Genomic DNA, 24,192 nt, shown 5'->3' with positions numbered 1-24,192 from the left:
ATAGAGTTCTTATTTTGTCAATTTTATATTTTTTTATATTATAATAAAATTATGAATTGTACAATAACAGCCAAATAATTTTTAAAATTAAAAGGAACCTGAATTATTCAGGCCCTTTATCATTTTGTTCAAGCTTATCGATTCTTATATTCAGTTCCTTTAGTTCATCCACTATTTCTCTCATAGATTCCTTAAATGTTTCAAAGGTTTTTATATCTTTCCAGATAAAATAGGTCAGAACTATTCCCATTATACCGTAATCTGCCAATTTAGTAAGATCCATTATACCACCTTATAAATTTTTATGGTTATTTTGCTTCTATAGTTTCTTTGTTTGCATTAAATATTGTATTTATAACCCATTTTACTATTTTTGCAGGTATAAATTTTAATATAGTGTTTTTAAAAAAGTCTTGTTTCATAAGCCATTCCAAAGCAAAATTCAGTTTCTGCTCTCCTTTTAGATAAGCTTTTAATTCTGCTTTTATACTTGCTGCTAAAGCCATTACTTTCAGCTTTCTGTATGTCCACAAAAACCAGCACAGAATTGCTGCTGCTATTAATATTACTGTATTTAGCAGTGTGTTTTGTGTGTAGAATGATATTAGGTTTTTTATGAAATTCATAATTCCTCCTTTTTTATCTTTACAATTTTTTTAACTGCTCTTCCAGTTCTTTTATTTCTGTCTCTTTTTCTTTTAGCTGTTCTTTCAGATATGCTGTGTCTTCTTCAAACTCTTCAAAATCTGCTATGTCTTTTTTCAACTGTATTTTCTCTCTCTTTAGCTTTAGAAGTGTGTCATTGTTATATTGTTTTTCTGCTTCTATATTTTTCTCTATTTTGCCGTTTTCATTTATGAATTCGAATTGATTAAGTTTAACTGACTCCACCTGATTTTTTACTTTATTCCATAGCAAGCTATAGCCATTTGATTGTAATTCTATAAACTTTTTGTGCTCTTCATCAGATATTTCTTGATTCTCATATTCCTCTTTTTCTTTTAAACTAAAACCCATTAAAGTTTTAGTTTCTTTATCTAATAATATATTCATTAAACCTCCTTAAAATCCTATTGCTATCCATGGAACATGACCCTGTACCAAATTCCCGTTTGATAAACGACAGCTCAAAAGAAATCTTGATCTATCAACTTTTTGAAAAGCTGTTCCCATTCCTAAAGACTCCAAAGTACTATATGACGAAAGCCCAACAAATACTTCATTGTCAAATGCTACAGGAAAATATTTATAATCTGTACTACTAACAGAAGAAGTTATTTGTCCCCATTGCATTGTTAGACCATTTGCTAATTTAGCATATCCAGGATTAGCCATGCTAAATTTATCCCACCCAACATTTGTTACCCAAAATCCTGCTATTTCATAACTTGTATTTAATTCTAAATCCATAGAAGCTTCCCTATTCCAGAAATGTAACATAGTTGAACTTACTCCAGCCCTATAATTATGTGGTATATACTCCAAGGTAGTCTGTTTCGTTGCTATTTGATCCTCTAATATTTCAAATGTTTTTTTCCTTAATATTCCCCAATCATGCATTCCCCTGTCACTCTTTGGAATATTCAAGCACTTAAAATATTTAGCTCCTTCTACAGAATAAACTCCATCTCTTAAAGCCATAACTTCTCTATACGTCAAGATTTTATTTTCATAGGGAAGAATACCTCTAAAAGGCATTCCAGCTTCATAAACCTCATTCAAAGTAATGATTCCAGGTTTTTCCTCCAATGCCAGCTGAGTCTGTTTAACAAACTTCTCATTAGCCTCTTCTTTTGTAAGATAAGTAAAATTTTCATCAATAATAGCTGTTACATCCTCAATCTGAGCAATTGTTATATAATTTTGATATTCCAGTTCCACAAGATTTATTCCATTATAAACAGGTAAATAATCCGGCTTCATAGCTTTATTATAAGCATATAAAACTTCCTTACCGTCATCACATTTGGCAAAAACACCTATTTCTTTTATATAATAGCCTGTATCAATATCTTTGTTATCTATGATAACTCTTAACATTACCTGACCGTTTCCATTGTTTTCTATCTGATTAATAGTCGTTTCCTTACTCATATTAACTAATTCTGTTACTTCCTTAGGATCCTCTGTTGTTTCCCCATCACCAAACTGAAATTTAGTAAACACAAGTCTTTTCCCCGTTAATGCTTCTTCCAATAGTTTCTTTCCATTATTTGTTAAAATAAAACCATTAAAACTTCCCATTTTACCTCCTCTTACACTAATCGTGTTATATAATAACCCCATTCAGAGCCTATGCTTGTTTGCCCTGTAGTTAAGAATCTTATTGTTTTCCCTGCTGCTACTGCATTTGTTACTACTGGCAATGTCAACATCTCTGTTCCAGCAGTCATAATTCCATTTCTTGTATCTCCTGCTAATGCATTATCATTATAAACAGCTATATTTGCTCTTGAATTTGCATTCATATAAACGAAAGCCTTCGCACTAAACATATATATGCCCCACTCTTTTACTCTGATATGAAATTCATCTTTTGAATCTGCTTTTATAACCTCATAATTTGAATCTATATAACGTCCGCCCTGACTCCAGTTTGCTATCTGTCCATATTTTGAAATTCTGTATTCAATATTATTAACTCTCTCATTTAAGATGTTATTACTTATGTTTACAAAATTTTCATCTGTGGGAGTTAAAAACCCTGCTGTATTTGCGTTATTCTGTTTAGCTTTATAAATGTAGCCGTCTCCATTATCATCTATATATAAATAACTTTTTCCGTTTACTATTTTTTTCAAATCCGATCCAAATATACCATCATATTGTGCATGTGCTAAATATCCAATCTCTTTTCTGATTTTAGCCAAGTTAACTATCCCAGATTTTTTTTCATCTGCCACCTGCGTCTGCGGAACATAAATCTCCTCTGCCTCCTCCTTAGTCAAATAAGTAGCACTAGGATCTATAATAGCCGTCACCTTTTCAGCCTGATCAATTACAATATAATTCTGATACTCAAGCTCTATAAGGTTATTCCCGTTAAACGGCGGAAGATAATCTGCTTCCACAGCTGTATTATAAGCATAAAGAACCTCCTCCTCATTCCCGCAGACAGCATATATTCCTATTTCCTTTATATGATAACCCGTTTCCACTGCCCTGTTGGTAATAACAGCTCTCAAAGAAACCTGCCCGACACCTGTTTTCTTTATCTGATTAATAAAAAATACATTTCTCAGACCTGCCAATTCCTGTATCTCTTTTTTATCCCCTTCATAGAGTCCGTCTCCAAAACTGATTTTTGTAAATGTCAGAGTTTCTCCTGCCACTGCTTTTGCCAGTAATTCCCTTCCCTTATTGGTAAGGATAAATCCGCTGAATTCTGCCATTTTTCCTCCTTTTTCCAAAAATTTATTTTCAGATTTATAAATTAATTACCTTATCTCCATTTTCCTGTGCTCAAATGTTGCAATCCCTGTATGATTTTTTGTATTTTCCACAGGAAATTCAAGCTCTATCATATTCAGAACAGTCTTTACTTTCTTCTGCGATAAATGTGCCTCAAAAAGCTCCATATCGTCTGTCCTGTTAAAAATAATACTTTCCAGCCATGAACGGGCATTTTTATAAATCTCTATTGCCTGAATTGTCTGATCATAATCATCCTGATTTTTCAGGTCGCTTTGTGTGCTTATTTTGAATTTATAGGGGTCTCCGTCATAATCAAACCATTCCATGACCTTTCCGTTCTTGAAAAGAATATCCGTAATGATCTTAAGAGCAAACGGAGTCCCTTTTGTTCTGTGAGTAAGAAGGGAAGTTTTGATAAGTTCTCTTTTCTGTTCTATAGAAACATTTTTGTTATAATAGTCCACATGAAATTCTGCAAAAAGCTCGTTTACCTTCCAGTCCTCCAGCTGTTCTACCCTGTCCAGCAGTATAACCTCGGGTATCTGCTTTATAAATCTTTCTCTCAGCAGATAATCGATTGTTTCTATTATATATTCTGTTTCCTTATCACCTTTAAAATTAAACGGTATAAAATCAAATAAACTTACATCATATATCCGCTTCATATTTCTGTTCCTTTATTTACAATATTTGCATCACTTTCTATGATAGCAACTTCATGCTCGTCTATTTTTGTAAATACCGGACTTAAGATTTTTACTCTTTTTACTCCTATTTTTTTCAGACGATAAATCAGTTCATCAGTATTTATATCTCTTCCCAGCTTTTCCTGCTGCCAGCTTACCCACTCGGCAACCATACTTCTTACATTTTTTTCTATTTCATCTGCATAAAGTTCATTTTCTTTATCAATATAATACTCAAGATCAACAGAATAATAAACCTTTTCAGGAACCTTTACAGTTACCAGATCTGTAAGCGGTCTTACTTCTGCATCGCTGACCTTCTCCTGAACCTGATGTATGAGCTCTACCGTAGGCTCTCCATATTTTGTCCAGATATAAATATCCACACAGCCCGGTGTCGGAGATATTGCCCTTACATTAGTTATTAGAGGGCTTGTTGATTTCGCCCAGAATTCATAAGCCCCTGACGGACCGGCCACCGAAAAGCTTTCAGGTACGGCCATAAGTCTTTCCCTGTACTGATCATCAGCTTCCACAGTTGTTCCGCCTTTACTTTCGGTAATGTTCTTTACAGATTTATAATACGGAAAAACATCAACTATTTTATCTATCTGCCCCGGCAGAAACCCGTTTCCTGTCTCGCCGTTTTCAGTACATACAGCCTGAACATCTACTGTAGTTTCGCCTTTTTTTATACGCCCCTCTTCCTCAGTTTTGAATATCAGCTTATTAACTGTAGTCTTTGTTCCAAGAGGTATAACCACATCACTCTGCTGGGGAGCACTTATCTCAAACTGCAGTGTTGTTCTTGCAGGCTCGGAATCCAGTCTTTTCCCGCGGGTTCCATACAGCTCCCCTTTTGCATCAAGCCTGTTGTCTCTTGCAAATCTTAGAAAATTCTGTTTTGCAGTATCATTCATTACTTCCTGAGCCAGTGCCAGCATATATGACACGGATTTAAATATAATTCTTCTCGGATCAGCTTCTGTCAGCTGAACGCCTGTTAACTCCGCATATTTATTTACTGCTGCCGTTTCATTATCTTTTGCCGTAGTATCAATAAAGTCAAAATCTTCATTATTCACGCAATCACCTCCACATAACACTTTATATAAAATGTTCCTGTTATTCCTGTTTTTCTGTTCATATCTATATCAAGACTCTTAAGTCTTATTCTTGGCTCATATTTCTTAAATAAAGGTATTAATCTGGATAACAGAATATTGGAAACTGCTATTGAATTCTGATCTATTAGTGAAAAATCCTGTGCAAATTCACGCATCAAAGGAACTGTTCCTGAAAAAGTACCGAGAATTGTTCTTCCGTTCTGAAGAATTTCTTCAATGATCGTGTCAGGCATATAGTTTACTTTGAAATCTTCGTTGCTTAACTCATACATTTCTGCTCACCTCAGTCTGTTCAGCCATTATTGTTCCTTCAGAAACCTGTTCGGTATTCTGTTTTTTATTTCTTTCTTCCCTTATCTGTTTCAAGCTTTTCTGATTGTCCCTATATTCTTTCAAGGTTATTGATAACTCTACATGCTGAAACTGCTCCTGATGTTTTTCAAATTTTTCCGACATGCTCTCCAGTACAAACGGAAATTCCCCTATCAGTGTATTTCCGAGAATCAGTTCGTGATTCTCGCCGTTTTCCAGCATATTATTTAATGTATTAAGCGTATCTACTATTTTCATTTTGGAAGTTTCTATTAGCTGTATATCCAGACTGACTGTCGTCAGATCCCTTCCGCGGAATTCCAAAAATGACAAATCGTTTAGTATCTGGGCTTCTTCCCATCTGGATTTTTTCTCCCTGCTCATTGCCTTTATTGTCAGTATATTTTCTTCTTCTACACGAAATATAACATCTCCAAAAGATCCAATCTGCATATGTTACCTCCTTTCGCTTATTACGGATGAATATACAGTGCCCCGCCTTTCTTTACACCGCCTGATGCATCCACACTTTCTGCTTTTACGTCTTTTAATTTTGAAGAGCCTGAAACTTCCAGATTTTCAGAAACTTTTACATTTCCGTTCAGAGTAATATTTCCCGCTGTTATTTCCACTTCAGGCGCTTTTATTTCTACTTTGCTTATGGCATTTATAAGCAGATTTCCTGCTGCCCTGTCATATTCTATTATTCCTCCGTCTGAAAAATACCAGGCAGCTTTATTCGGGTCAGAAACAGGCACAGTATCCTCCTGATTATAAAAAGCTCCCAAAACAAAGCCTTCCTCCTGAGTGCCGGGCAGAAATACACATAATACTATCTCATTGATTTCAGGTATAAAATATGATTTATCCTGATGTGTCTTATGATAAATTACCTTAAGCTCCTTTGACACCTTATCGTCTCTGTCGGGAAATCTTACTCTTACAGTGCCGTTCTGGGCATTTATGCTGTCTACATTTCCCACTCTGATAATATCTTCTATATTCATTCTTTTATCCTCTTTAATTCAATATCTGTCGTATAAGCTCCGCTCAAACTGTGAGTTGATTTTTCTATGGCATATTTTCCGCTGAATTTCCCGAAATCTGTAAGTTCTACATTTTGTCCTGCCAAAAGACTGAAATTCCCGCGGAGTGTCATACTTGCCGTTTCTTTTTCTTTATTTTTTTCGTCCATTGCGGCTTTGGCTTTTTTGCTTCCGCCGGTTCCGTTTATCTTTTTTGTAGGACCTGAACCTTTGCTGCTTTTCTGATTTTTACTCTGACCTCTTTGCGAAGCTTTTGAACTTTCCTTTTTTTTCTCAGCTTCTCTTTCTTTATTTCTCTTTTCTTCAAGCTCGTCTTTGGTATAAGTTTCCCTCACCAGCTTTTTCTTCTCAGGATCATAATAACTGACTTCTACTTTGTCATAAATTTCTTTAGTAGTATGAGAAAATTTATAATCTATTATCATATCAGTATCTAAACTAGATACTGATATGACTGCTTCCTTTTCATAAAATTCTTCTTTATCAAATACAACAACTTTGTTTTCCGTAGCTTTTAGATTTAGCCCCTGATCTGTGCATATCCGAGTCAAAAATGCCAGATCTGTTTCTTTATCCTGATCTATCCTTTCAAAAGTCTCATCTTTTTCAGAATAAAATTCAAGCTTCATGCTATGTTTATTACAAATATCCATTGCTATATTCTTAAGAGAAATTTTTTCCCAGCCTTTGCTGTTTTCCTGTTTAGTCAGATTTCCCGCAGAAGGTATGGCAAGAGCTTTTATGCTCACAGAGCCCGGATAAAAATCAATCTGGTCTACATAAAATTTTCCACAGGGAAGCGTCTCTTCTATGAGCTCGTCATCCCATCTTCTTTTTACAATAGATGCTGTTATACTGTCACCGTCTTCAGGAAACCATTCTTCTCCAAACCATCTTTTATCAATATTTTCCAGAGATAAATCTATATCATCGATTTCAAGCTTGGAATTGTCATGATAGCTGAATGACTGAATATACGGCTGAATATCTGTACTTATATCCTTGCCGTTATAAGTAATAACAAGCAGTGTTTCCCTTGATTCCATATACTCCTCCTATTGCTTCCAAGGCGGCAGGTTTGCATTGTTTGTCGGTTTTATGTCAGGGCATATCACGGGAATATTTGCATCAAATACTGCTATATCAATAAGCAGAACATTTGCCAGCATAAGATCGATATACAGAAGTTCGTCATTATAAACGTTATAAGCAATTTTATCCCATGTATCTCCTTCTTTCGTATAATACACATCCAGTTTCTTATCCAATACTTACCCTCCTTTTCCTGTCTTCCTTCTGAAATAATACTTCATTTATTTTTCTGACCAAATCATTGTTTGTATCTTTTATTTGTGCCGGTGACTGATTTCCATATGTATTTGTTATATTAACTGTGATATTATCGGCTTTAACACTTGAATAATTAATGCCTCCGCCAAATTTAGAATCGGTATAATCTGATAAACCATTAAATCCACCTAATTTCTTTAACTGATTGTTTTCATCTGCTGTCATCATATTATTTCCGGAAAATCCATTATTCATTATTCTTTCTGTCATGGAATTTCTGAATATTTTGGTACCTTTCGGCAGATTCATAAGCATCTTTGCTTCTGCCATAAAACGTTCTCCTGTAGGATACTGGATTAATTCACGCCCTCTTTCTCCTACATATGTTAATCCACCTTTCCAGAAACCTGTACCTGTATATTTGTGTCCGGGTGCTCCGCCTCCAGAAGACGGCGGATTTATGCTAACTGAAGACAATTCCAACATTTTCTGCTTTATTTCAGATATTGCCGCAGTAAATTTTGATTTCAGGTTTGATAAAAATATATCTGCACCAGATAATATCTGCTGCCATACTCCTTCGAGCATCGGCGGTAAAGTCATCCATGTCAGGTATAGATTTAGTATTGTTAACAATGTGTTCATTGTCATTAACATATGTTTCATGCTTATTGTCAGCAGAATCATATCGTAGACTTGGCTTACTTTCTGCAGATAAGTATCCCAGAGTAATGCTAAGGCATTCATGTTTTCTGTTGATGATGCCTGCATTAAAGCTAGTTTTTCTTCGATTCCTGTACCTTGGGAGGGATCAGGTGTGTTAGTTGAGGGATTAAAAGCTGCGTTTGGTTGCATATTTACTGTTGTTTCATTTAACCTGTTATCCATATTTGATTTTGCTATGCCTTCTTCAAGTTTTTTTAATTTTTCTAGACTTTTAGCTGACTGATTATTTGTTGTTCCCTTCTCCACGTTAGAATTATATAGTTCAAAACCTGATGGTGACGAAACAGTTATTGCTGTATTAGGATTTTTTATTTCTCCTAGAGGAACAAGTTTATTTCTAAAGTTATCTCCTAATTCTGGGTTATATTGTACTGCTGTTGTTTTAAATATTTTCTTAAAAAGAGAAGTTTCAGTTACTATTTTTCCAGTTTTAAAGCCTGCATCTGCGACCGTTGCTACTACAGCTACTTTTATTAAAAATGGATTTTTGCTCTTATCTAGTGTAACAAAATATCTTGATGTTGTAGCAAATACATCCAAAAAATTTCCCAGTACATCTACAGTTGATTTTTGTTCTGCTTCTTCAGATCTTGTTTTATTCTCTACAAGCATTTTTCCAGAGTTTTCATTGCATTTACTAAGCTCATCACGTAAAGAAACCAGTTCAGAATTATTCACCAATAGAGCACTGTGAATACTACTTAACATAACATTATTAAGTGAATTCCAAGCAACATTATTAGCATTATTCATTTGTAATAAACTACAAATTGTAGCTAAATATATTTCTAAATTCATTGATGTTGCCTGTACAGCCCCCATTTGCGGTATAGTTTCTGCAAATTTCATAGTCACTTCCTGAATAATATACGACATAGGCGTTTTATCTTCTTTACCTTGATTAGACTTTTTAGCACTCTTTTTATCTTGTATAGCTAGTTCTGCTTCAGCCTTAATAAAAATTGATTTAGGAATATTTTCTATTAGTTTTATATTTTTTTCTATATTTTCCAACTTTTTATACACTTGTTCATAAGCTTTTTTTTCAGAATTCAACTTAGAAATTATTTTTTCATATTCTTCCCTTTGCCGTTTTAATTCATCATTCCCTGTGATTTTTTCAGCCATTCTTCACCTCCTTTTCCAATTCAGATATTAAGTCCACATATTTAATCAGATCAAATACGCTGGAATTGTTTAAGTCCTCGTAATTCAGATTCATTTGAAGATTATTATTTCCCCTGACTACAATTCTTGCTATTTGTTTGGATAATATATCTGAATAGGTGTAATTTAACGGATCAAACGGCTTTATGAATTCAAAAAAACGGTTACCTCTGTTGTTACTGTAGTAAAGTCTTTCCCGGAAAAATCAAGAATATCATCTTCCTTCACTCCCGCACAAAAAGCTGCTACCTTAGCTGCAAAAGCATTATTCGCCACTAATATTAACTCCCCTTTGTTTTCCTTCTTAAATTCTTTTTCCAGCTGTATAAGCTGTCTTCCTGTGAGCTTATCAAAATCCAGCTCGATAGTATCTGTCATTTCCCCGTTAATGTCATATGCTTTTTCCAATTTAATTTCCATATATATTATCCTCCTGATTTTAATTATGTTTTATCTGACTAAATTTTAAATATAAATAAGGCAACTCTAGCTTAACAGACTCTGGAATCTCTTAGCCTGATCCACACCGTTTATACTGCTCTTAAATCCTAATTTATCTATATTTATGATCTCTTTTCCGTCCAAAGTTACTTTATATGCAAGACAAGAAATAACTATTTCAGTTTCAGTTTTTTCTCCGGCTTTTACGGTTCCGCCTTTGAATTCCTTTACTTTTCCTTTTATATCTACTTTAAGACCTTTTAAAACGGCATTTCCCGTAGCAGAATCAATATGCTGCTGAGCTGCTCTCAAATGAAATGTATGTGCCTGCTGATCATTTATATTTGAAATATCCCCGTTTATAGCTGAAAATTTCATTACAAGATCCATTACATCTGTAGACCCTATTATAGGCTCTTCTATTTTACCGGCTATATCAAAGCCCTCTATTTCAGCCACCATAAATTTTAATTCAGGAAGTGTAACCTCTGCTATTCCTGTTACTTCGTTGCTTCCGTCTACGTATACTTTTGCAGCATTAATCGCTGCAGGTACATTTGTACTCATATTTTATTCCTCCTATTTAAAATAATAATTTGTAATATCGTTCAAGTTATATTCCAATTCATAAACTCCGGCCTGGAACGGCAGAATCGGACTAAAATCTATATGCCATGTAAATTTACCTTTCTGCATATCAGTAAGAGAATTGCTTTCCTCTCTTAATTCTATCTTTGCATCATACAGGTGATTTCCTGTTAATGTTTTCAGCCAGTCTTCCACTGTCATATTAATAGAATCTCTTAATACATTTGTAAATTTTCTGTCTATAAACTGCCATGTACTTAATATCAATGTATTTGCAGCCCATTTGAACATTCTTTTTACAGGAACATAAGAATCCTTTATATCTGTTCTTGAAGGATAGCATGTATTGTAGTTCCCCCATGAAGTCCATCCGTTTACGAAGTTTAATGCAGTTACAATACCGTTTTCATTCAGATAATTTGCCTGTGTAAGGTCAAGATTTATTTTTTCAAAACCATCAGCTGTTTTTATAAATAATCCATCCATTTTATAGTTTTTATTTGACGGTGATTCAGAAGGAACTCCGCCTGCTTTATTATCCACAGAAGCCATCAGGGCACCTAAGTGAAGCGACTGGTAATAATACTCGTCACCAAGTCTTACAAGTCCGTAAGTCCCTATTATATCTTCATCTACGATGTTCAGGCTGTTTTTCCACTCAGGAATTTCTTTGTATTTTTTATCAGCAGGACAATCAATAATCGCATGAGCCTGAAAAGCACCGCTTATATTCTTTGTCTTTGTTTCCATTACTGCAATTACATCAGAAAGATGCGAATATCCCGGAGCCATTACTACACCTACAGTTTTTCTGTATTTTACAAATGCCTCATGAATTAATTCCAGACCTTTTCTGTCATAAGTCACAGGATCAACCCCGCCGATTATATCCTCTTTTGTTACCTTTGAAGGATCAAGCTTTTTGTATTCCACTTTTATATCTGCTTCATTTACAAGATAAATTTCTACATATCCGTCTTCATCATAAGAAACATAATAGTCAGTTCCTTTTACAAGCTCTGCAGAACTCGCTTTATTTGTTACTTTTAATGTATTCTGCAGTATCCCTTCTGTTTCAATTACAGCTTTCTTGTCAGTAACTGCCACTTCCTCAGTTATTACAGCAGAAGCATGCTTTTTCGGGTCAAGTACATTTACCATAAATACCGGCCCTACACCATAAAGTGTAAAATATACCTTCGCAGCCTGTACTAGTGTGTAATCCATAAGATTATTCGATGACCCGAATGCTTCTGTAAATTCTGCAAGGTTATTGCAGAATACTACATTATTTACATTCTTTGTATCTTTCATATTAATAGGGGCAGTCCCCACTATAAACGGAATGGCTGTATCAACAGAAACCATTGAAAAGCCTGCCGTATCTATCTCTCTCGTATAAATTCCATGTTCTAACGCCATTAATCAACACTCCCTTTTCTCTTTTTTGATTCTGCTATTTCATCATAGATAAAATGCAGATAATTTGATTTTTCTCTCAGCTTCAAAGTTTCTTCCTTCAGAGACTCCAATGGAATAAATAATTTTTCAATACTTTCATATTCTTTGTAATTTTCCAATTCAGGCATATAGTCAAATACTGTACCGCTTAACAGTCCCTCAATATTAGGGCCTATATAAACCATTTTACCGGCTCTGCCGATTTTGATTTCTGTTTCCTGCAAATTTTCAATCATAAAAATTTTCCTCCTCTAAATTTGTGGTAAGAACGGCATCAGTGATTTGCACACTCATATCCATCCATATAAACGGATTCTGACCGTTTTCCGATAAAGTTCCTTTCATATTTCTTCTGTCCGCAATGACATTGCCTATTCGTCCGTTATTTACAACAGTGCTTTTAATGATTTCGTACATTTTTACTGTTTCTTCATAGGACTTTTCCTTATTGGAAATATCTGTTGCGATAAAAAAATGATATTTCAGGCTTTTATCTTCTTTTTCCTTTGTCACAAGATGTGTATCTTCATCAAGCTTTACCAGAATACAGGGATAACTTATACTGTCCTTGTCTATATTCTCAAGTGATGAATATGCTCTTGCAATAACAGGAGTTTTACTTCCGTTTTCTGTTTCAAAAACGTTTTCCTTAAATAAATTCCGTAAAGCGTCAAACAGAGTATTCTCTACTTCTAAAATCATATTTTTTACCCTTTCTGTAAATTATTGCGAAAATTATTTACTTCATTATGAAATCAGCCCCTTTCCGTTTATTTATGAAAACATAAATATATCAATGCCGTACCTGGTTTTTACGGAGAATAAGTTAAAAAACAACTGATTTTTGTACCCTGATTGATATATTTATTATTTCCACAAATTTTAACCTGAGTTTCAAAACAATGCTGTCTGTCTTGTATTAATCCTTACTGAATATGGTTTTATGCATATTTTTTCAAATAATGAATTTTGAAATATACAAAACTTTCAAAGCACTAAATTCAATTTTTCTAAATATCTGAATTTTTAAAACAAAAAAACCCCGGCATATATCTCTATATACCAGGGCTGCTTGAGCCGCATGCCGGTTAAGAATTTACATATAGTAAATCCAACTATTCGTCCGGCTGTTTAATTGTCATTTATAATGAGTAAGGTTTTTCACTTCATTGCCTTATTGCAATATATGGATCAAAAAAATATTTTTATTCCTATTGTCATTTCTTTTTTAAAAACTCTTAACTTCAAAATATTTTGATTAATTTTCTTTTACACCTTTTTTTCTTTAATTATGTACTTCATTTATTGTTATGATTAATTATACAACATTCATTGCTTTTTGTCAAGATTTTTTTTGAAAAAATTTTTTATGTAAATTCTCCATACTTTTTTCTCTTTTAAAAATTTTATCAGATAAATATTACTTCACAAATCCAAATTAGAATTCAAAATTATAAATTCTTCCAGTGTTAATCCTGCCTGAGCTTCTTCTCAAGTAATTTTCTCAAGCTTTTCTTTTATATAAATTTCCTAAATAATGACCATTACCTCATTTTATATAATTAAAACGAGCTGTACCAAAATTAAATTTTAATACAGCCCGCTATTTTCTATTATTTTTATATACTTTTTCTATTTTACCAGAATATAATCAGGCTGCTTAAATGCACTTTCGTAGCATGCAGCAGGATTAATAAGACAGGATACATTATACCCTATACTTAGTCCCAATGATGTTTTATTAGCTTTTGTTTCACCATCATAGTAATCATATTTATCATCCTGTTTAAACTCTGCATTAATTCCTCTATACATCAATTCAACAGTAAATCCGTACAGTTCTACTCCTATACCAACACCATAATAAAGTCCGCCTTTCATATCCCCGTCTACACGTCCTCCCTGTGAATTATAGACATTATCTGAAAGAGAATTTATCGAATAACCCAGATGACCTTTTACATACGGCATAATACTGTCATTAATATTTATTATGTTATATCTTACCACACCGTAAAGCGGTATAGACGAATAATCATTTACTGTATGTCTTGTTCCGTTATCATACATAAATGAACCTCCGACACCTAATTCTAAATTTTCAAGACTTCCTATTCCGGCTTTTCTAAACTCTACCCCGCCTTCTGCAAATTCCATTCCTTTTGAATCAGTATCGTAATCATTGTCATAATTTTTGTTAAAGCTCCAGCCTACCCTTCCTTCAATCTGCGGCCCGCTTCTTTCATTTGCAAAAGAAAAACTGCCTAATGCTAAAATGCTAAAAGCTAATAATAATTTTTTCATGAATTTTACCTCCGTATAATTTGTTCAAAAATTATATCACACCTGTTTTTTAATGTCAACGTTAATTATATTATTATTTATTTCAATAATATTCCAATACTTATCTTTATATCTATTAATCAAATAACGCACAGTAAAACCCAAACAAATTAATTGAAAGAACAGTAATTTAAACAAATATAATGTTTTATATGATGATAATTTTTCCATTACAAATTTATTCAAAACACAGGAGAAAATTTTGACATACCAATTTCTTATATATTATTTTCTAAATCAAAAATTATTCTCCAAAATCAGGCTTACTTCCATTTTAAAAGTAAAAATCGGATCATATTAAAAACAAAACTTTGGTATGCTTCTATTCTTCATCTTAATAACTAACTGTATAAGTATCAATAAAAAATTGCAAAAACGGTTTTGCTATTCCTGCCTTTTCTAATTTTTTGAATGCTGCTGTTTCTACTACAAGTCTGTATGCTCCCTTTCCAGTATCTTCTTTTAAAAAATAAGTAATATTGTCATCCCAATTATATTCATCATATAAAACATATAAAATCTGAAATTCTCTCTTTCTTTCATTTAAGGTATGTACTTGACCATAGAGACAATTTCCGTCACCTACTGCAAAGTAAAAATCATTATCTGGTACTGAATTTTTATCCCTGATAATTTCCGGAATATCCTGATATGTATAAAACTTTAAAATTTGTTCCTTTGGTACATTATTCCTAATTGCATACCTGACATTATTTATTAAATAATTTTTTATTTTGTTTGTGTAAACATACAAGCTGCCTCTGCTCATTGCATCACAACCGTAAAAAGACAAAAAATCCTGATTTATATTAGTATTTTTTCGTGCTATATCCTGTAATTTTTTATCAGGTAAACCAAATAACTATATCAAAGAGAAAAATTTTTCTGAATGCGATCTATTTTCGGCTCTGATGTAATAATCCAGACATCTTGAAGAAGTAAATTGAAAATAAATCGAGGGTACCAAGCCTTTTTTCAAATTATACAATATGATATTAGTACTGTCAGAAGCCAAAATTTTCGTTTTTATAACCCAGTTTGATGTTTGTAAATCTAAATTATCTGACAACCTTCCCTGTCTTTTTACAAAATTATTACTCATAAAATCCCCCATACTAGATTAGCTGTCATATATCTCACAAATAAGCATAAAATTACAAAATTATAAATTAAAAAGAATTTTTTTTCTTTTTTTAATAAACAAAAAAATTACTATTCCCATAACAGCAATATCTATTCTTGTATAAGACAAAACAGTGCTTGGTATTGAAAATAAAAGAGAAATTGTATATATGATACCAATTTCAAAAATATTTTCAATAATTACTAAAATAAAAAATATACTATAAACATATTTTTTTAATAATTTATTTTCATTTCTAATACATAAATATATAAAAGTAAGTATAAATACTAATATAAACAATACTTTCACATATCCATAGTTATCAAATATCCTTTCCGGCACCTCTCTCCATTTAAAATTTGCTCTGCGCTCAAGATAAAAAACTGAAGCTGCCTGAAAAATAAAAATTTCTACATCAATACTGATTTTTTTATTTTTTATAATAAACGAATTAATAAATGAGAATACCAATAAGGTCATTGTAATAACTAAAATATTTATTTTCAGCTTGTAAAAGCTAAATAAAACAAAGATTGCCAAAAGAATCAGCTTTATCAAAATATTTAATATCAAATCTATTTTTTTCAACCCTTACCTCCTTTTCTATTACTGTGCCTTTCTATTTTGGAAATAAACAAAATAATGAATATCCGAAACAAAATCATTGTATGACCTTATTTATCTTAATAACTAACTGTGTAAGTATCAATAAAAAATTGTAAAAACGGTTTTGCCAAACCTGATTTCTCCAATTTTTTGAAAGCTGCAGTTTCAAGAACTAAATAATATGGACCTTCTTTTGGCTCAACCTTTATAAAATAAGTAACATTGTCATCCCAATTGTACTCATCATATAAAACATACAAAATCTGAAATTCTCTTTTTCTCTCATTTAATGTATGAACCTGTCCATAAAGATAATTTCCGTCTCCAACAGCAAAATAAAAATCATTATCTGCAGGAGATTTTTTATTTCTGATAATTTCAGGAATTTTTTGATAATTATAAAACTTTAGAATATCTTTTTTGGGAACATTATTTTTAATAGCATATTGAACGTTACTTATTAGATAATTCTTGATCTTACTTGCGTATGTATATAAATCACCTCTTCCTATTGCATCATAACCATAAAAACATAAAAAATCCTGATTAGTATTAATGTTTGCTATACTCCCTCTGGCAATATCCACTAATCTTTTATAGGGTAAATTCAAAAATTCAGTTAAGCTAAACATATTAAGAGGTGATGCACGAGTTTTAGCATCAATGTAATAACTCATACAAACTGAAGAAGTTGATTGAAATATTATTCCAAGGTTTAAAAATGTATTTAATTTTGCCAAAATAGAAAATTCGCTGTCAGAAGCCAGTATTTTAATTTTAATTGTATCAGAAAGCTTTAAATCACTGTTATCAGATAGTTTTCCGCTTCTTTTAATAAAATTATTACTCATAAGATCCCCCACACTAAATTAACAGTCATATATCTCACAAATAAGCATAAAATTATAAAATTATAAATAAAGAAAAAAACATTATCTTTCCTACCCAGAAAAAAAAGAAATATGCCAACTAAAATAATATCAATTTTCAAATGAGTTAAAGCAATATTTCCTATTGAAAAACCAAGCCATAATTCCCCGCCAAGTGGAATCAAAGAAAAAATATTTACTTTAAAAATATCTCCCATAATTAATAAAAGAAAAAATATAAAATAAATATATTTTTTTAAATATTTATTCTCACTTTTAAAATATAAAAATATTGAAATGATTACTAAAAATAACAAAAATAATAATTTAACATAATCAAAATTATCATATATTTTTTCAGGAACTTCTCTCCAATAAAAATTAGCTCTCCTTTCAAAATAAAAAACTGTAGCAGCCTGAAAAGAAAAAACTTCCATATTAAAAAGAAATTTTTTATCTTTAATAAAAAAGGAATTAATAAAAGAAAATAATAATAACTCAGCTGTTATATAAAAAATATTTATTCTCATTTTATAATAACTAAACAAAATAAACAAAGTCAAAATGACTAACTTAACAAAAATATTCACTGTAACATCAGTCTTTTTCAAATATTTCCTCCTGTTATCTGAATTTTTCTATTACTGTATCTTTTCTGTTTCAGAAGAAATTCATAAAATCCGCTTCCGCTTGAAACATTCACGCTTTCATGATATTTCACTGCAAACATATCCGGCAGTATATATGTTTTGGAAACAGATTCATTAATAATTGTTTCTATTACTACATCCCTGTAATCTGTACTTTCTCCATATTCTAAGGCCCATTTAGCTAACTCTATTGTATTTTTTAAATTATTATTATAAAGGCTGTTTAAATTAAAGCTCCCCTGTGAAAGGCTTCCAAGCATTCCAGTTAAAGTAGAACTTAAGCTCGACCCAAAAGTATTCCCTAAATAATCTATCCCCTGGCTTAGTCCTTGTGTTACTCCGTTAAGTTTTTTACCTGCATAAGAAGAAAGAAGGCTCTCTATTCCCAATACTGAATTGCCTGATTCTTCAAGATGCGCCAGCATAAGTCCGCATACTCTTACAGTCACGTCTGATTCAGTATTAGAAACAACACTATCTCCAAAATCTGAAATATTAAAGTCAACCATTGTAATTTCTTCAGGAGCAATAATAATTCCGTCACCGCTGTAATTTTTGAATAATTTATCAGTTTTTACAGAATTGCCAAAAAAATTATTTGTACTTGAAAATGCATTCTTAACAGATTTTATATCACTGCTTACATCAGTACTCCCCTGTGACTGCATTATCGTAATCCTAAACTTCATAAAACCACCATTTTTTTAATATAATAATATCATTTTATTATTTTAAAATCAATAAATTTTATTCAATATTATTATTTATAATATTTCTCTGACTGTTTAAAACCTTTAGTATTTGTTGCTTATTTATACATATATTTCTATTTATATATATCATATTATAATCAAAAATTATAAAAATAAAATTAAATGAACAGACAGATAAAATACTGTACTTTTATATTTTTTCAAGCTCTGTCGTAATTATGATCTTATCGGAGTTTTTCATAAAGTACTCTTTTTCATTTATAGTCATTTCTTCATCCAAAATAACCTTTAAGTGCGGTTCTGTTATTCGTATAGATGCATGAAGTGTATATTTTTCTCCTGATTCTCTGAATCTGCCATCTTGGAGTCTCAATTTCTGTAAAACATCTGTTACATTTTCTTATATAATCTATACTTTTTATTCTGTATTTTTTTATAATATTCACAGTTCTCCTTTCATGTTAAAATAAATTTGCGGTAAAAAATAATAAGGAATCCTATATCTCAAGGATTCCTTATTATATAAATATATTTTCCCGTTAATCCAAAGGGACATACTGCACAGGAATCCAACGATATCCTTTGCCGTCAGCATTTGGAGCTACATGTCCCAGTCCCGGAAAAGGAAGATGAGAACCTGCTGTCATTGTTCCCTCATCCGAAACCTTTTTCATAAGGGCCTTTCTTGTTTCTTTTGCCTGATTCTGATCATAGTCATAAGCTGTTGTTACATCAGGATTTGCAAACTGGACTTCATAACCATGTGTAATATCTCCCCAGATAAGGAGTTTTTGCCCGCCTGAAGTTATCTCATATCCCATATGACCTATTGTATGCCCGGGTAATAAAACTCCCTTTATTCCGGCTGCAATTTCTGCACCATCTTTCAAAGCCTTATATTTTTTATTATTTTTATAAGTATTCAGAATATCTTTAAATTCCTTGTTAAAATCGGAATTATTCATCCAAAAATCCATTTCTTTCTCATTTGCATAGATAACTGCATTGGGGTAGACCTGTTTTCCGCCTTCCGACAGTCCTCCTACATGGTCAGGATGAAGATGTGTAAATATGATTTTGGTAATATCCTCCGGTTTATATCCCGCCATTTCTATATTTTTCTTAACTGCTCCTGTTGCAGGACCCATAGAATTTCCGGAACCTGTATCTACTAATATCAGTTCCTTTCCTGTATTAATAAGAAACGTATTTACAGATACCTTAAAACTAAAGTTTTTTCCGCTGCCTGAAATATGAGAATATTCTTTTTTTATAATTGCCTCGGCATTTGCCGCATCTATTCCCTTATATGTATCTAACGGCAGATTTGAGTACCCGTCATAAATCGATGTTACTTCATAACTCCCCACCATAAACCTGTAATATCCCGGAACCTGTGTTTTCTGTATTTTTACAGTGTCAGCATGTAAAACAGAAATAAACAAAATACTCAATAATAATATGATTTTTTTCATTATTCCTCCTTATAAAAATATGATTTTTAAATTACATTTCTACACTTTCATTTTACTGTTTCATTTTTCCTTAGATATTTTATGCCTTTCTATTAAAAATTTTAACATTTTTGTACATTCTTTGTCAAAATTAAAACTATAAATCACAGGATGGTTTTATTCAGCCCGTTTTTCCTCTTCGAAAATTTCTCTGTCTGTCTGGCAGTCCCTCCTGAAATTCTTATAAAGCCTTTTTTGTTAAAGTAATCCTCCAAATATACCATTACTTATTATACCTAACTAATATTCAAAAATATCCTGTAAAATACAGCTTTTCCCATACTAACTGCTCGCACTCTTGTAATTCCTAAGTCCGGTTTTCCAGAACCACAGCATAAATAAAGTAAAACAGCAGGTCAGCACTGCACCATAAACCATTCCAAGCCATGATAAAGTTCCCGTAAGATACTGCGTAGGAAATGTCGCCATTATCCCGTACGGAAATACAAAATAAAATAAAAATCTGAATATTCCTTTATATGCCACACCCGGAAGCTTCATATTAAGCGGCAGCAGATTTTCTTCCAGCTGTTCCATAGCAGCACTTGAAAATGTAAAAAATGAAACTGTTCTTAATATAATTGATATATCATACCAAAGAAGTGTCATCATCAATACCCATATCATATAAACAGCCATACCGACTGCACTGATTTTCAAATCAAGAACCGAAATCCCGTAAAATATTATAAATCCGCTTGCAATAATCAAAGGAAATGATCCGGGATTTATATTTTCAAAAGTCATTCTGAATAATGGATTTACAGGTTTTGTAATATAATAATCAAGCTCCCCCTCTCTTATTTTTCTTGGAATATCATAAGTTCCAAAGAAAAATATTGTCATATTAATTGCATTTATCAGTGAGAAAGTCCCTATAAATATAATCATGTCGCCTCGCCGAAAGCCTCCTATAGAATCCACGCTGGAATAAATTGCCTCAAACATAAGCAGCTGAAGTATAAATAAAGAACTATCCACAAAAAATGCCCCGAAAAAATCAAATCTGAATACCATCATTCTTGAAAATTTCAGTTTTAATAATGTAAATATAAATCGTAAATTTTTTATAATCATATCCCTACTCCTTCAAATAATACTCTTAATCTTTTATACAAAAGATTATTTATAATAAAAAATACCAATACCCATGCAAAAATTATAATAAGCCCTGATAATGCCTCATTACCGTTTCTTCCTATAGCAAGCATGGAAGGAAGATAAATAATATAATAAAACGGAAAGATCCGCATAACTGCCGTTACTGCTTCCGGCAGCAGTGAAAGTGGAATTGCCGCACCAGTTATAAAAACCATTATATTATCTACTATTATTCTAAACATCGATATTTCCAGAAATTTAAATGATAAAATTCCTATAAAAAACTGAAACTCCGTCATAAATATAAGACCCAGCAGTGCCATTACTGCTGCTGTCCCAAGATAATACATATTATTTGTAAAAGAAAAGCTTATCTGCAAAATAAAAATCCATGTAAATAATGAAATCATGTTTAGCAGCAGATAAAAAATCAGTCTTCCGAAATTCTGTGCCATAAAATATATCTGAATATTAACAGGAATTATAATATATTTTGAAAAAGTTCCGCTTATAACCCTTGTACATATCTCAGTGCTTATTTTCTTTGACATATCAGCTCCGGATAAAAATGCTCCTGTTACATAATATGTAAGCATAGAATAAAAAGTAAACCCGCCTATCACATCATTTTCGCCAAAAACTGCTTTCCATAAAATATATGCAAATGTAATCTTTGTAACAGTCAGTAAAAGATTTGCCAAAATATCAAATCTCCATATTATACAGCCCTTAAAATTAATTTTTGCTACTTCACAGTATTTTTTTATTTCATATATAAATTTATTAATTAGTAAAAATCCATTTTCATTTTTTTCAGTAATTTTATTATTCATAATAGCTCCCGCTTCCTTCCTTATAAATACGCTCTACAACGTTTCCTATGTCTTCTTCTTCTATTGCTATATCTTTTACCTTATAATTTTCAAAAAATTCTTTTATAATTCCCCGGGCTTTTTCTTTTGGCATTATAAATGACATTTTATAAGGTGTTTTTTCCAAAATTTCAAAATCTTCCGGCAGCTTTACATCAGTTTCCTCTTCAAAAGAAACCGTTATCTTCTTATACAGCTGAAATTTTTCAAATAAAATATCTGTTTTTCCGTCATAAATTTTTCTGCTGTTTTCTATTACAACACATCTTTTACAAAGACTTTTTATATCCTCCATATAATGTGATGTCAGAATAATTGTGGTTCCTTTTGTTCTGTTTATCTCTTTCAGAAAATAACGTATCTGCTTTTGTGCCACAGCATCAAGCCCTATTGTAGGCTCATCAAGAAACAGAATTTCGGGATTATGCAAAAGAGCAGTTATTAACTCCATTTTCATTCTTTCTCCCAGCGAAAGAGTCCTTACCTGAACATTCATATATTTTGCTGCATCAAATAATTCCGTAAAATATTCTATGTTCTTTCTGTACTCTTCATCAGGAATATCATATAATTCCTTAAATAAAATAAATGTATCGGCAGGAGTAAGCTCAAAAAACAGCTGGCTTTTCTGCCCCATAACCACAGCATATCTTTTCTTAAATTCATTTTCAAGCTTATTAGGCGAATATCCCAATACTGAAAGATTCCCCGAGCTTGGCGCTATAATCCCTGTAAGCATTTTTATTAGTGTAGTTTTTCCTGCACCGTTCCGGCCGATCAGCCCTATAAATTCTCCTTTTTCCACAGTCAGATCAAACTCTGACACTGCTTTTTTCTCTGTATATTTTCTATTAAAGAGTGATTTCAAGCTGCCTCTGAAACCTGCTTCTTTTTCAAAAAGCTTATATATTTTTGTTAATTGTTTTATTTCTATAATATTCATTTGTTTCTCCTCTCAAAACTTCATTTTTTTTATACCGACTAACAGCCGTATATCAAAATATCCACAGAAAATTCCCGCCCGTTTCCAAAGATAAAAAAGCTATCTTACAGAAGCAGAAAAACCCTGTGGATATTCACACCAAAAAATAATGTCCTAAGAAAGACTGTATTTATAATAGTTATAAAAATAATTTCGCACAAAAAAAGTGTAGTAGAAAATCCGCTACACTTTATACTATATCATAAATATAAACTTATAATTTATTATAAATGTCATATATCGGCTGTTCTGCTCGGGCCGAAGACAAAAAATATCAAAAACTGCAAATCAAAATTACCGTTTTACAAAACAGCTTCTTTTCTTTTTTATGCCTTCAAACTATATTCAGTTTATAGTTTCCGTCACAATATCCGACATCCAAACATTCCCTTCTTTAATAATTTTAGCCAGTATACCATAAGAATATATAATTTGTCAAATTGGATATTCATTTGCTGTAAGTATATACATCTCCAAATTCCCTTATATTACTGTCTTCAATAATAAGACCGCCTTTATCTCCCATAGCAATGACCTTTTTATATTTTTCTTTCAATGCTTTTTTTAGTGCCTTCATCTGTACTTCATTTTTAGGATCAAAATGCACTTCAAAATAGCATCCGGCATCAATACGTCCGATTCCTTCCCCGAATTTCAATTCAGGATAATCCGAATCAGGGGAAAGATAAAAATAAGGCGTCTGCGTGAGAGCACCGGAACTTTTTCCTATAACAAGCCCTTTATATTCCTGTATAGTCTTAATAATATCCAGTTCCTTCATTCTTTCCATCTGAAAATCCGGCAGTCCTCCGGGAAGTATAAGAATATCTGCTTCTGCTATCTTCCTTCTGAAAGTCTCTCCGCTGTCAGAAAAATAATTCAGCCATATAACAGAAAATTCCTTATCGCCTATATATCCGAATTTTCTGAGCGGTGCTGTTATTTCTTCATAATACCAGCAGCCGTGACTGTAAAACTCTGTCCAGTCTCCGCTGTTTTTTATAATTGCCGGAGAGAAAGCCAGCGGACAGACTGCCACTTTCTCATTGCCGGTAATATACTGCTTTACACTGTCATATATCCACTCTTCATCAAAATTAAACTGACTAAGCAATATTGATCTCATAAAATTTCTCCTGATGTACTTTATTAATTTAT

31 protein-coding genes are annotated in these 24,192 nt (G+C 32.1%); all 31 read right to left on the bottom strand.

Features of this window, described 5'->3' with window-relative positions; translation table 11 throughout:
- Positions 1-103 precede the first annotated feature (103 nt).
- Positions 104-283 (bottom strand): hypothetical protein, encoded by a 180-nt coding sequence (locus tag STERM_RS04630; RefSeq protein WP_012860402.1) that lies wholly within the window; start codon positions 281-283, stop codon positions 104-106.
- Positions 284-308: 25 nt separating this feature from the next.
- Positions 309-626: a hypothetical protein gene (locus tag STERM_RS04625; protein WP_012860401.1), complete on the bottom strand. Its 318-nt coding sequence runs from the start codon at positions 624-626 to the stop codon at positions 309-311.
- A gap of 19 nt (positions 627-645) precedes the next feature.
- On the bottom strand, positions 646-1,053 hold the full coding sequence (locus tag STERM_RS04620; protein ID WP_012860400.1) for a hypothetical protein: 408 nt from the start codon (positions 1,051-1,053) through the stop codon (positions 646-648).
- 9 nt (positions 1,054-1,062) lie between these two features.
- The gene (locus STERM_RS21105) at positions 1,063-2,244 is read right to left on the bottom strand and encodes a gp53-like domain-containing protein (protein WP_012860399.1); all 1,182 of its coding nucleotides are present in this window, start codon (positions 2,242-2,244) and stop codon (positions 1,063-1,065) included.
- 11 nt (positions 2,245-2,255) lie between these two features.
- Entirely contained in the window at positions 2,256-3,392 is a 1,137-nt protein-coding gene (locus STERM_RS21100) for a phage tail-collar fiber domain-containing protein (RefSeq protein ID WP_012860398.1), read from the bottom strand.
- Between the two features lie 45 nt (positions 3,393-3,437).
- Positions 3,438-4,079 (bottom strand): phage tail protein, encoded by a 642-nt coding sequence (locus STERM_RS04605; RefSeq protein WP_012860397.1) that lies wholly within the window; start codon positions 4,077-4,079, stop codon positions 3,438-3,440.
- On the bottom strand, positions 4,076-5,185 hold the full coding sequence (locus tag STERM_RS04600) for a baseplate assembly protein (RefSeq protein ID WP_012860396.1): 1,110 nt from the start codon (positions 5,183-5,185) through the stop codon (positions 4,076-4,078). Before STERM_RS04600 ends, STERM_RS04605 begins: the two co-directional genes overlap by 4 nt.
- Positions 5,182-5,499: a hypothetical protein gene (locus STERM_RS04595; RefSeq protein WP_012860395.1), complete on the bottom strand. Its 318-nt coding sequence runs from the start codon at positions 5,497-5,499 to the stop codon at positions 5,182-5,184. The genes STERM_RS04600 and STERM_RS04595 overlap by 4 nt, the downstream gene beginning before the upstream one ends.
- A complete protein-coding gene (locus tag STERM_RS04590) occupies positions 5,492-5,992 on the bottom strand; it encodes a phage tail protein (RefSeq protein WP_012860394.1) in 501 nt (166 codons plus the stop codon). The genes STERM_RS04595 and STERM_RS04590 overlap by 8 nt, the downstream gene beginning before the upstream one ends.
- A gap of 20 nt (positions 5,993-6,012) precedes the next feature.
- On the bottom strand, positions 6,013-6,546 hold the full coding sequence (locus tag STERM_RS04585) for a phage baseplate assembly protein V (RefSeq protein WP_012860393.1): 534 nt from the start codon (positions 6,544-6,546) through the stop codon (positions 6,013-6,015).
- On the bottom strand, positions 6,543-7,631 hold the full coding sequence (locus STERM_RS04580) for a phage late control D family protein (protein ID WP_012860392.1): 1,089 nt from the start codon (positions 7,629-7,631) through the stop codon (positions 6,543-6,545). Before STERM_RS04580 ends, STERM_RS04585 begins: the two co-directional genes overlap by 4 nt.
- A gap of 9 nt (positions 7,632-7,640) precedes the next feature.
- Positions 7,641-7,853: a tail protein X gene (locus STERM_RS04575; protein WP_012860391.1), complete on the bottom strand. Its 213-nt coding sequence runs from the start codon at positions 7,851-7,853 to the stop codon at positions 7,641-7,643.
- Positions 7,846-9,729 carry a hypothetical protein gene (locus STERM_RS04570; RefSeq protein WP_012860390.1) on the bottom strand — a complete coding sequence of 628 codons (1,884 nt, stop codon included), beginning with the start codon at positions 9,727-9,729 and terminating at the stop codon, positions 7,846-7,848. Before STERM_RS04570 ends, STERM_RS04575 begins: the two co-directional genes overlap by 8 nt.
- Positions 9,730-9,912: 183 nt before the next feature.
- Positions 9,913-10,188 (bottom strand): phage tail assembly protein, encoded by a 276-nt coding sequence (locus STERM_RS04565; protein WP_012860389.1) that lies wholly within the window; start codon positions 10,186-10,188, stop codon positions 9,913-9,915.
- A 66-nt stretch (positions 10,189-10,254) separates the two neighbouring features.
- Entirely contained in the window at positions 10,255-10,776 is a 522-nt protein-coding gene (locus STERM_RS04560; protein WP_012860388.1) for a phage major tail tube protein, read from the bottom strand.
- Positions 10,777-10,788: 12 nt separating this feature from the next.
- Positions 10,789-12,219 carry a phage tail sheath family protein gene (locus STERM_RS04555; protein ID WP_012860387.1) on the bottom strand — a complete coding sequence of 477 codons (1,431 nt, stop codon included), beginning with the start codon at positions 12,217-12,219 and terminating at the stop codon, positions 10,789-10,791.
- On the bottom strand, positions 12,219-12,494 hold the full coding sequence (locus STERM_RS04550; protein WP_012860386.1) for a hypothetical protein: 276 nt from the start codon (positions 12,492-12,494) through the stop codon (positions 12,219-12,221). Before STERM_RS04550 ends, STERM_RS04555 begins: the two co-directional genes overlap by 1 nt.
- A complete protein-coding gene (locus STERM_RS04545) occupies positions 12,487-12,960 on the bottom strand; it encodes a hypothetical protein (RefSeq protein WP_012860385.1) in 474 nt (157 codons plus the stop codon). The genes STERM_RS04550 and STERM_RS04545 overlap by 8 nt, the downstream gene beginning before the upstream one ends.
- 930 nt (positions 12,961-13,890) lie before the next feature.
- Positions 13,891-14,562 (bottom strand): porin family protein, encoded by a 672-nt coding sequence (locus STERM_RS21095; protein WP_012860384.1) that lies wholly within the window; start codon positions 14,560-14,562, stop codon positions 13,891-13,893.
- Between the two features lie 373 nt (positions 14,563-14,935).
- Positions 14,936-15,370 carry a hypothetical protein gene (locus STERM_RS04535; protein WP_041309806.1) on the bottom strand — a complete coding sequence of 145 codons (435 nt, stop codon included), beginning with the start codon at positions 15,368-15,370 and terminating at the stop codon, positions 14,936-14,938.
- Between the two features lie 93 nt (positions 15,371-15,463).
- Positions 15,464-15,703, bottom strand: a complete 240-nt coding sequence (locus STERM_RS04530; RefSeq protein WP_041309804.1) for a hypothetical protein — start codon at positions 15,701-15,703, stop codon at positions 15,464-15,466.
- 60 nt (positions 15,704-15,763) lie between these two features.
- Entirely contained in the window at positions 15,764-16,315 is a 552-nt protein-coding gene (locus STERM_RS04525) for a hypothetical protein (RefSeq protein ID WP_012860382.1), read from the bottom strand.
- A gap of 95 nt (positions 16,316-16,410) precedes the next feature.
- Positions 16,411-17,184 (bottom strand): hypothetical protein, encoded by a 774-nt coding sequence (locus STERM_RS04520; protein WP_012860381.1) that lies wholly within the window; start codon positions 17,182-17,184, stop codon positions 16,411-16,413.
- Positions 17,181-17,813 carry a hypothetical protein gene (locus STERM_RS04515; protein WP_012860380.1) on the bottom strand — a complete coding sequence of 211 codons (633 nt, stop codon included), beginning with the start codon at positions 17,811-17,813 and terminating at the stop codon, positions 17,181-17,183. The genes STERM_RS04520 and STERM_RS04515 overlap by 4 nt, the downstream gene beginning before the upstream one ends.
- Entirely contained in the window at positions 17,810-18,541 is a 732-nt protein-coding gene (locus STERM_RS04510) for a hypothetical protein (protein WP_147289471.1), read from the bottom strand. The genes STERM_RS04515 and STERM_RS04510 overlap by 4 nt, the downstream gene beginning before the upstream one ends.
- 214 nt (positions 18,542-18,755) lie before the next feature.
- A complete protein-coding gene (locus tag STERM_RS21875; RefSeq protein WP_147289470.1) occupies positions 18,756-18,938 on the bottom strand; it encodes a hypothetical protein in 183 nt (60 codons plus the stop codon).
- Between the two features lie 166 nt (positions 18,939-19,104).
- Positions 19,105-20,040 carry an MBL fold metallo-hydrolase gene (locus STERM_RS04505; protein ID WP_012860378.1) on the bottom strand — a complete coding sequence of 312 codons (936 nt, stop codon included), beginning with the start codon at positions 20,038-20,040 and terminating at the stop codon, positions 19,105-19,107.
- Positions 20,041-20,361: 321 nt separating this feature from the next.
- Entirely contained in the window at positions 20,362-21,156 is a 795-nt protein-coding gene (locus STERM_RS04500; RefSeq protein WP_012860377.1) for an ABC transporter permease, read from the bottom strand.
- Complete coding sequence (locus STERM_RS04495) at positions 21,153-22,013, bottom strand: ABC transporter permease (protein ID WP_012860376.1); 861 nt, start codon at positions 22,011-22,013, stop codon at positions 21,153-21,155. The genes STERM_RS04500 and STERM_RS04495 overlap by 4 nt, the downstream gene beginning before the upstream one ends.
- The gene (locus tag STERM_RS04490) at positions 22,006-22,995 is read right to left on the bottom strand and encodes an ABC transporter ATP-binding protein (RefSeq protein ID WP_012860375.1); all 990 of its coding nucleotides are present in this window, start codon (positions 22,993-22,995) and stop codon (positions 22,006-22,008) included. The genes STERM_RS04495 and STERM_RS04490 overlap by 8 nt, the downstream gene beginning before the upstream one ends.
- A 487-nt stretch (positions 22,996-23,482) precedes the next feature.
- Positions 23,483-24,160 (bottom strand): type 1 glutamine amidotransferase family protein, encoded by a 678-nt coding sequence (locus tag STERM_RS04485; protein ID WP_012860374.1) that lies wholly within the window; start codon positions 24,158-24,160, stop codon positions 23,483-23,485.
- Between the last annotated feature and the right edge of the window lie 32 nt (positions 24,161-24,192).

Source organism: Sebaldella termitidis ATCC 33386 (assembly GCF_000024405.1).
In the GTDB taxonomy this organism is placed as follows: domain Bacteria; phylum Fusobacteriota; class Fusobacteriia; order Fusobacteriales; family Leptotrichiaceae; genus Sebaldella; species Sebaldella termitidis.
This window is presented reverse-complemented; position numbering and strand designations above follow the sequence as displayed.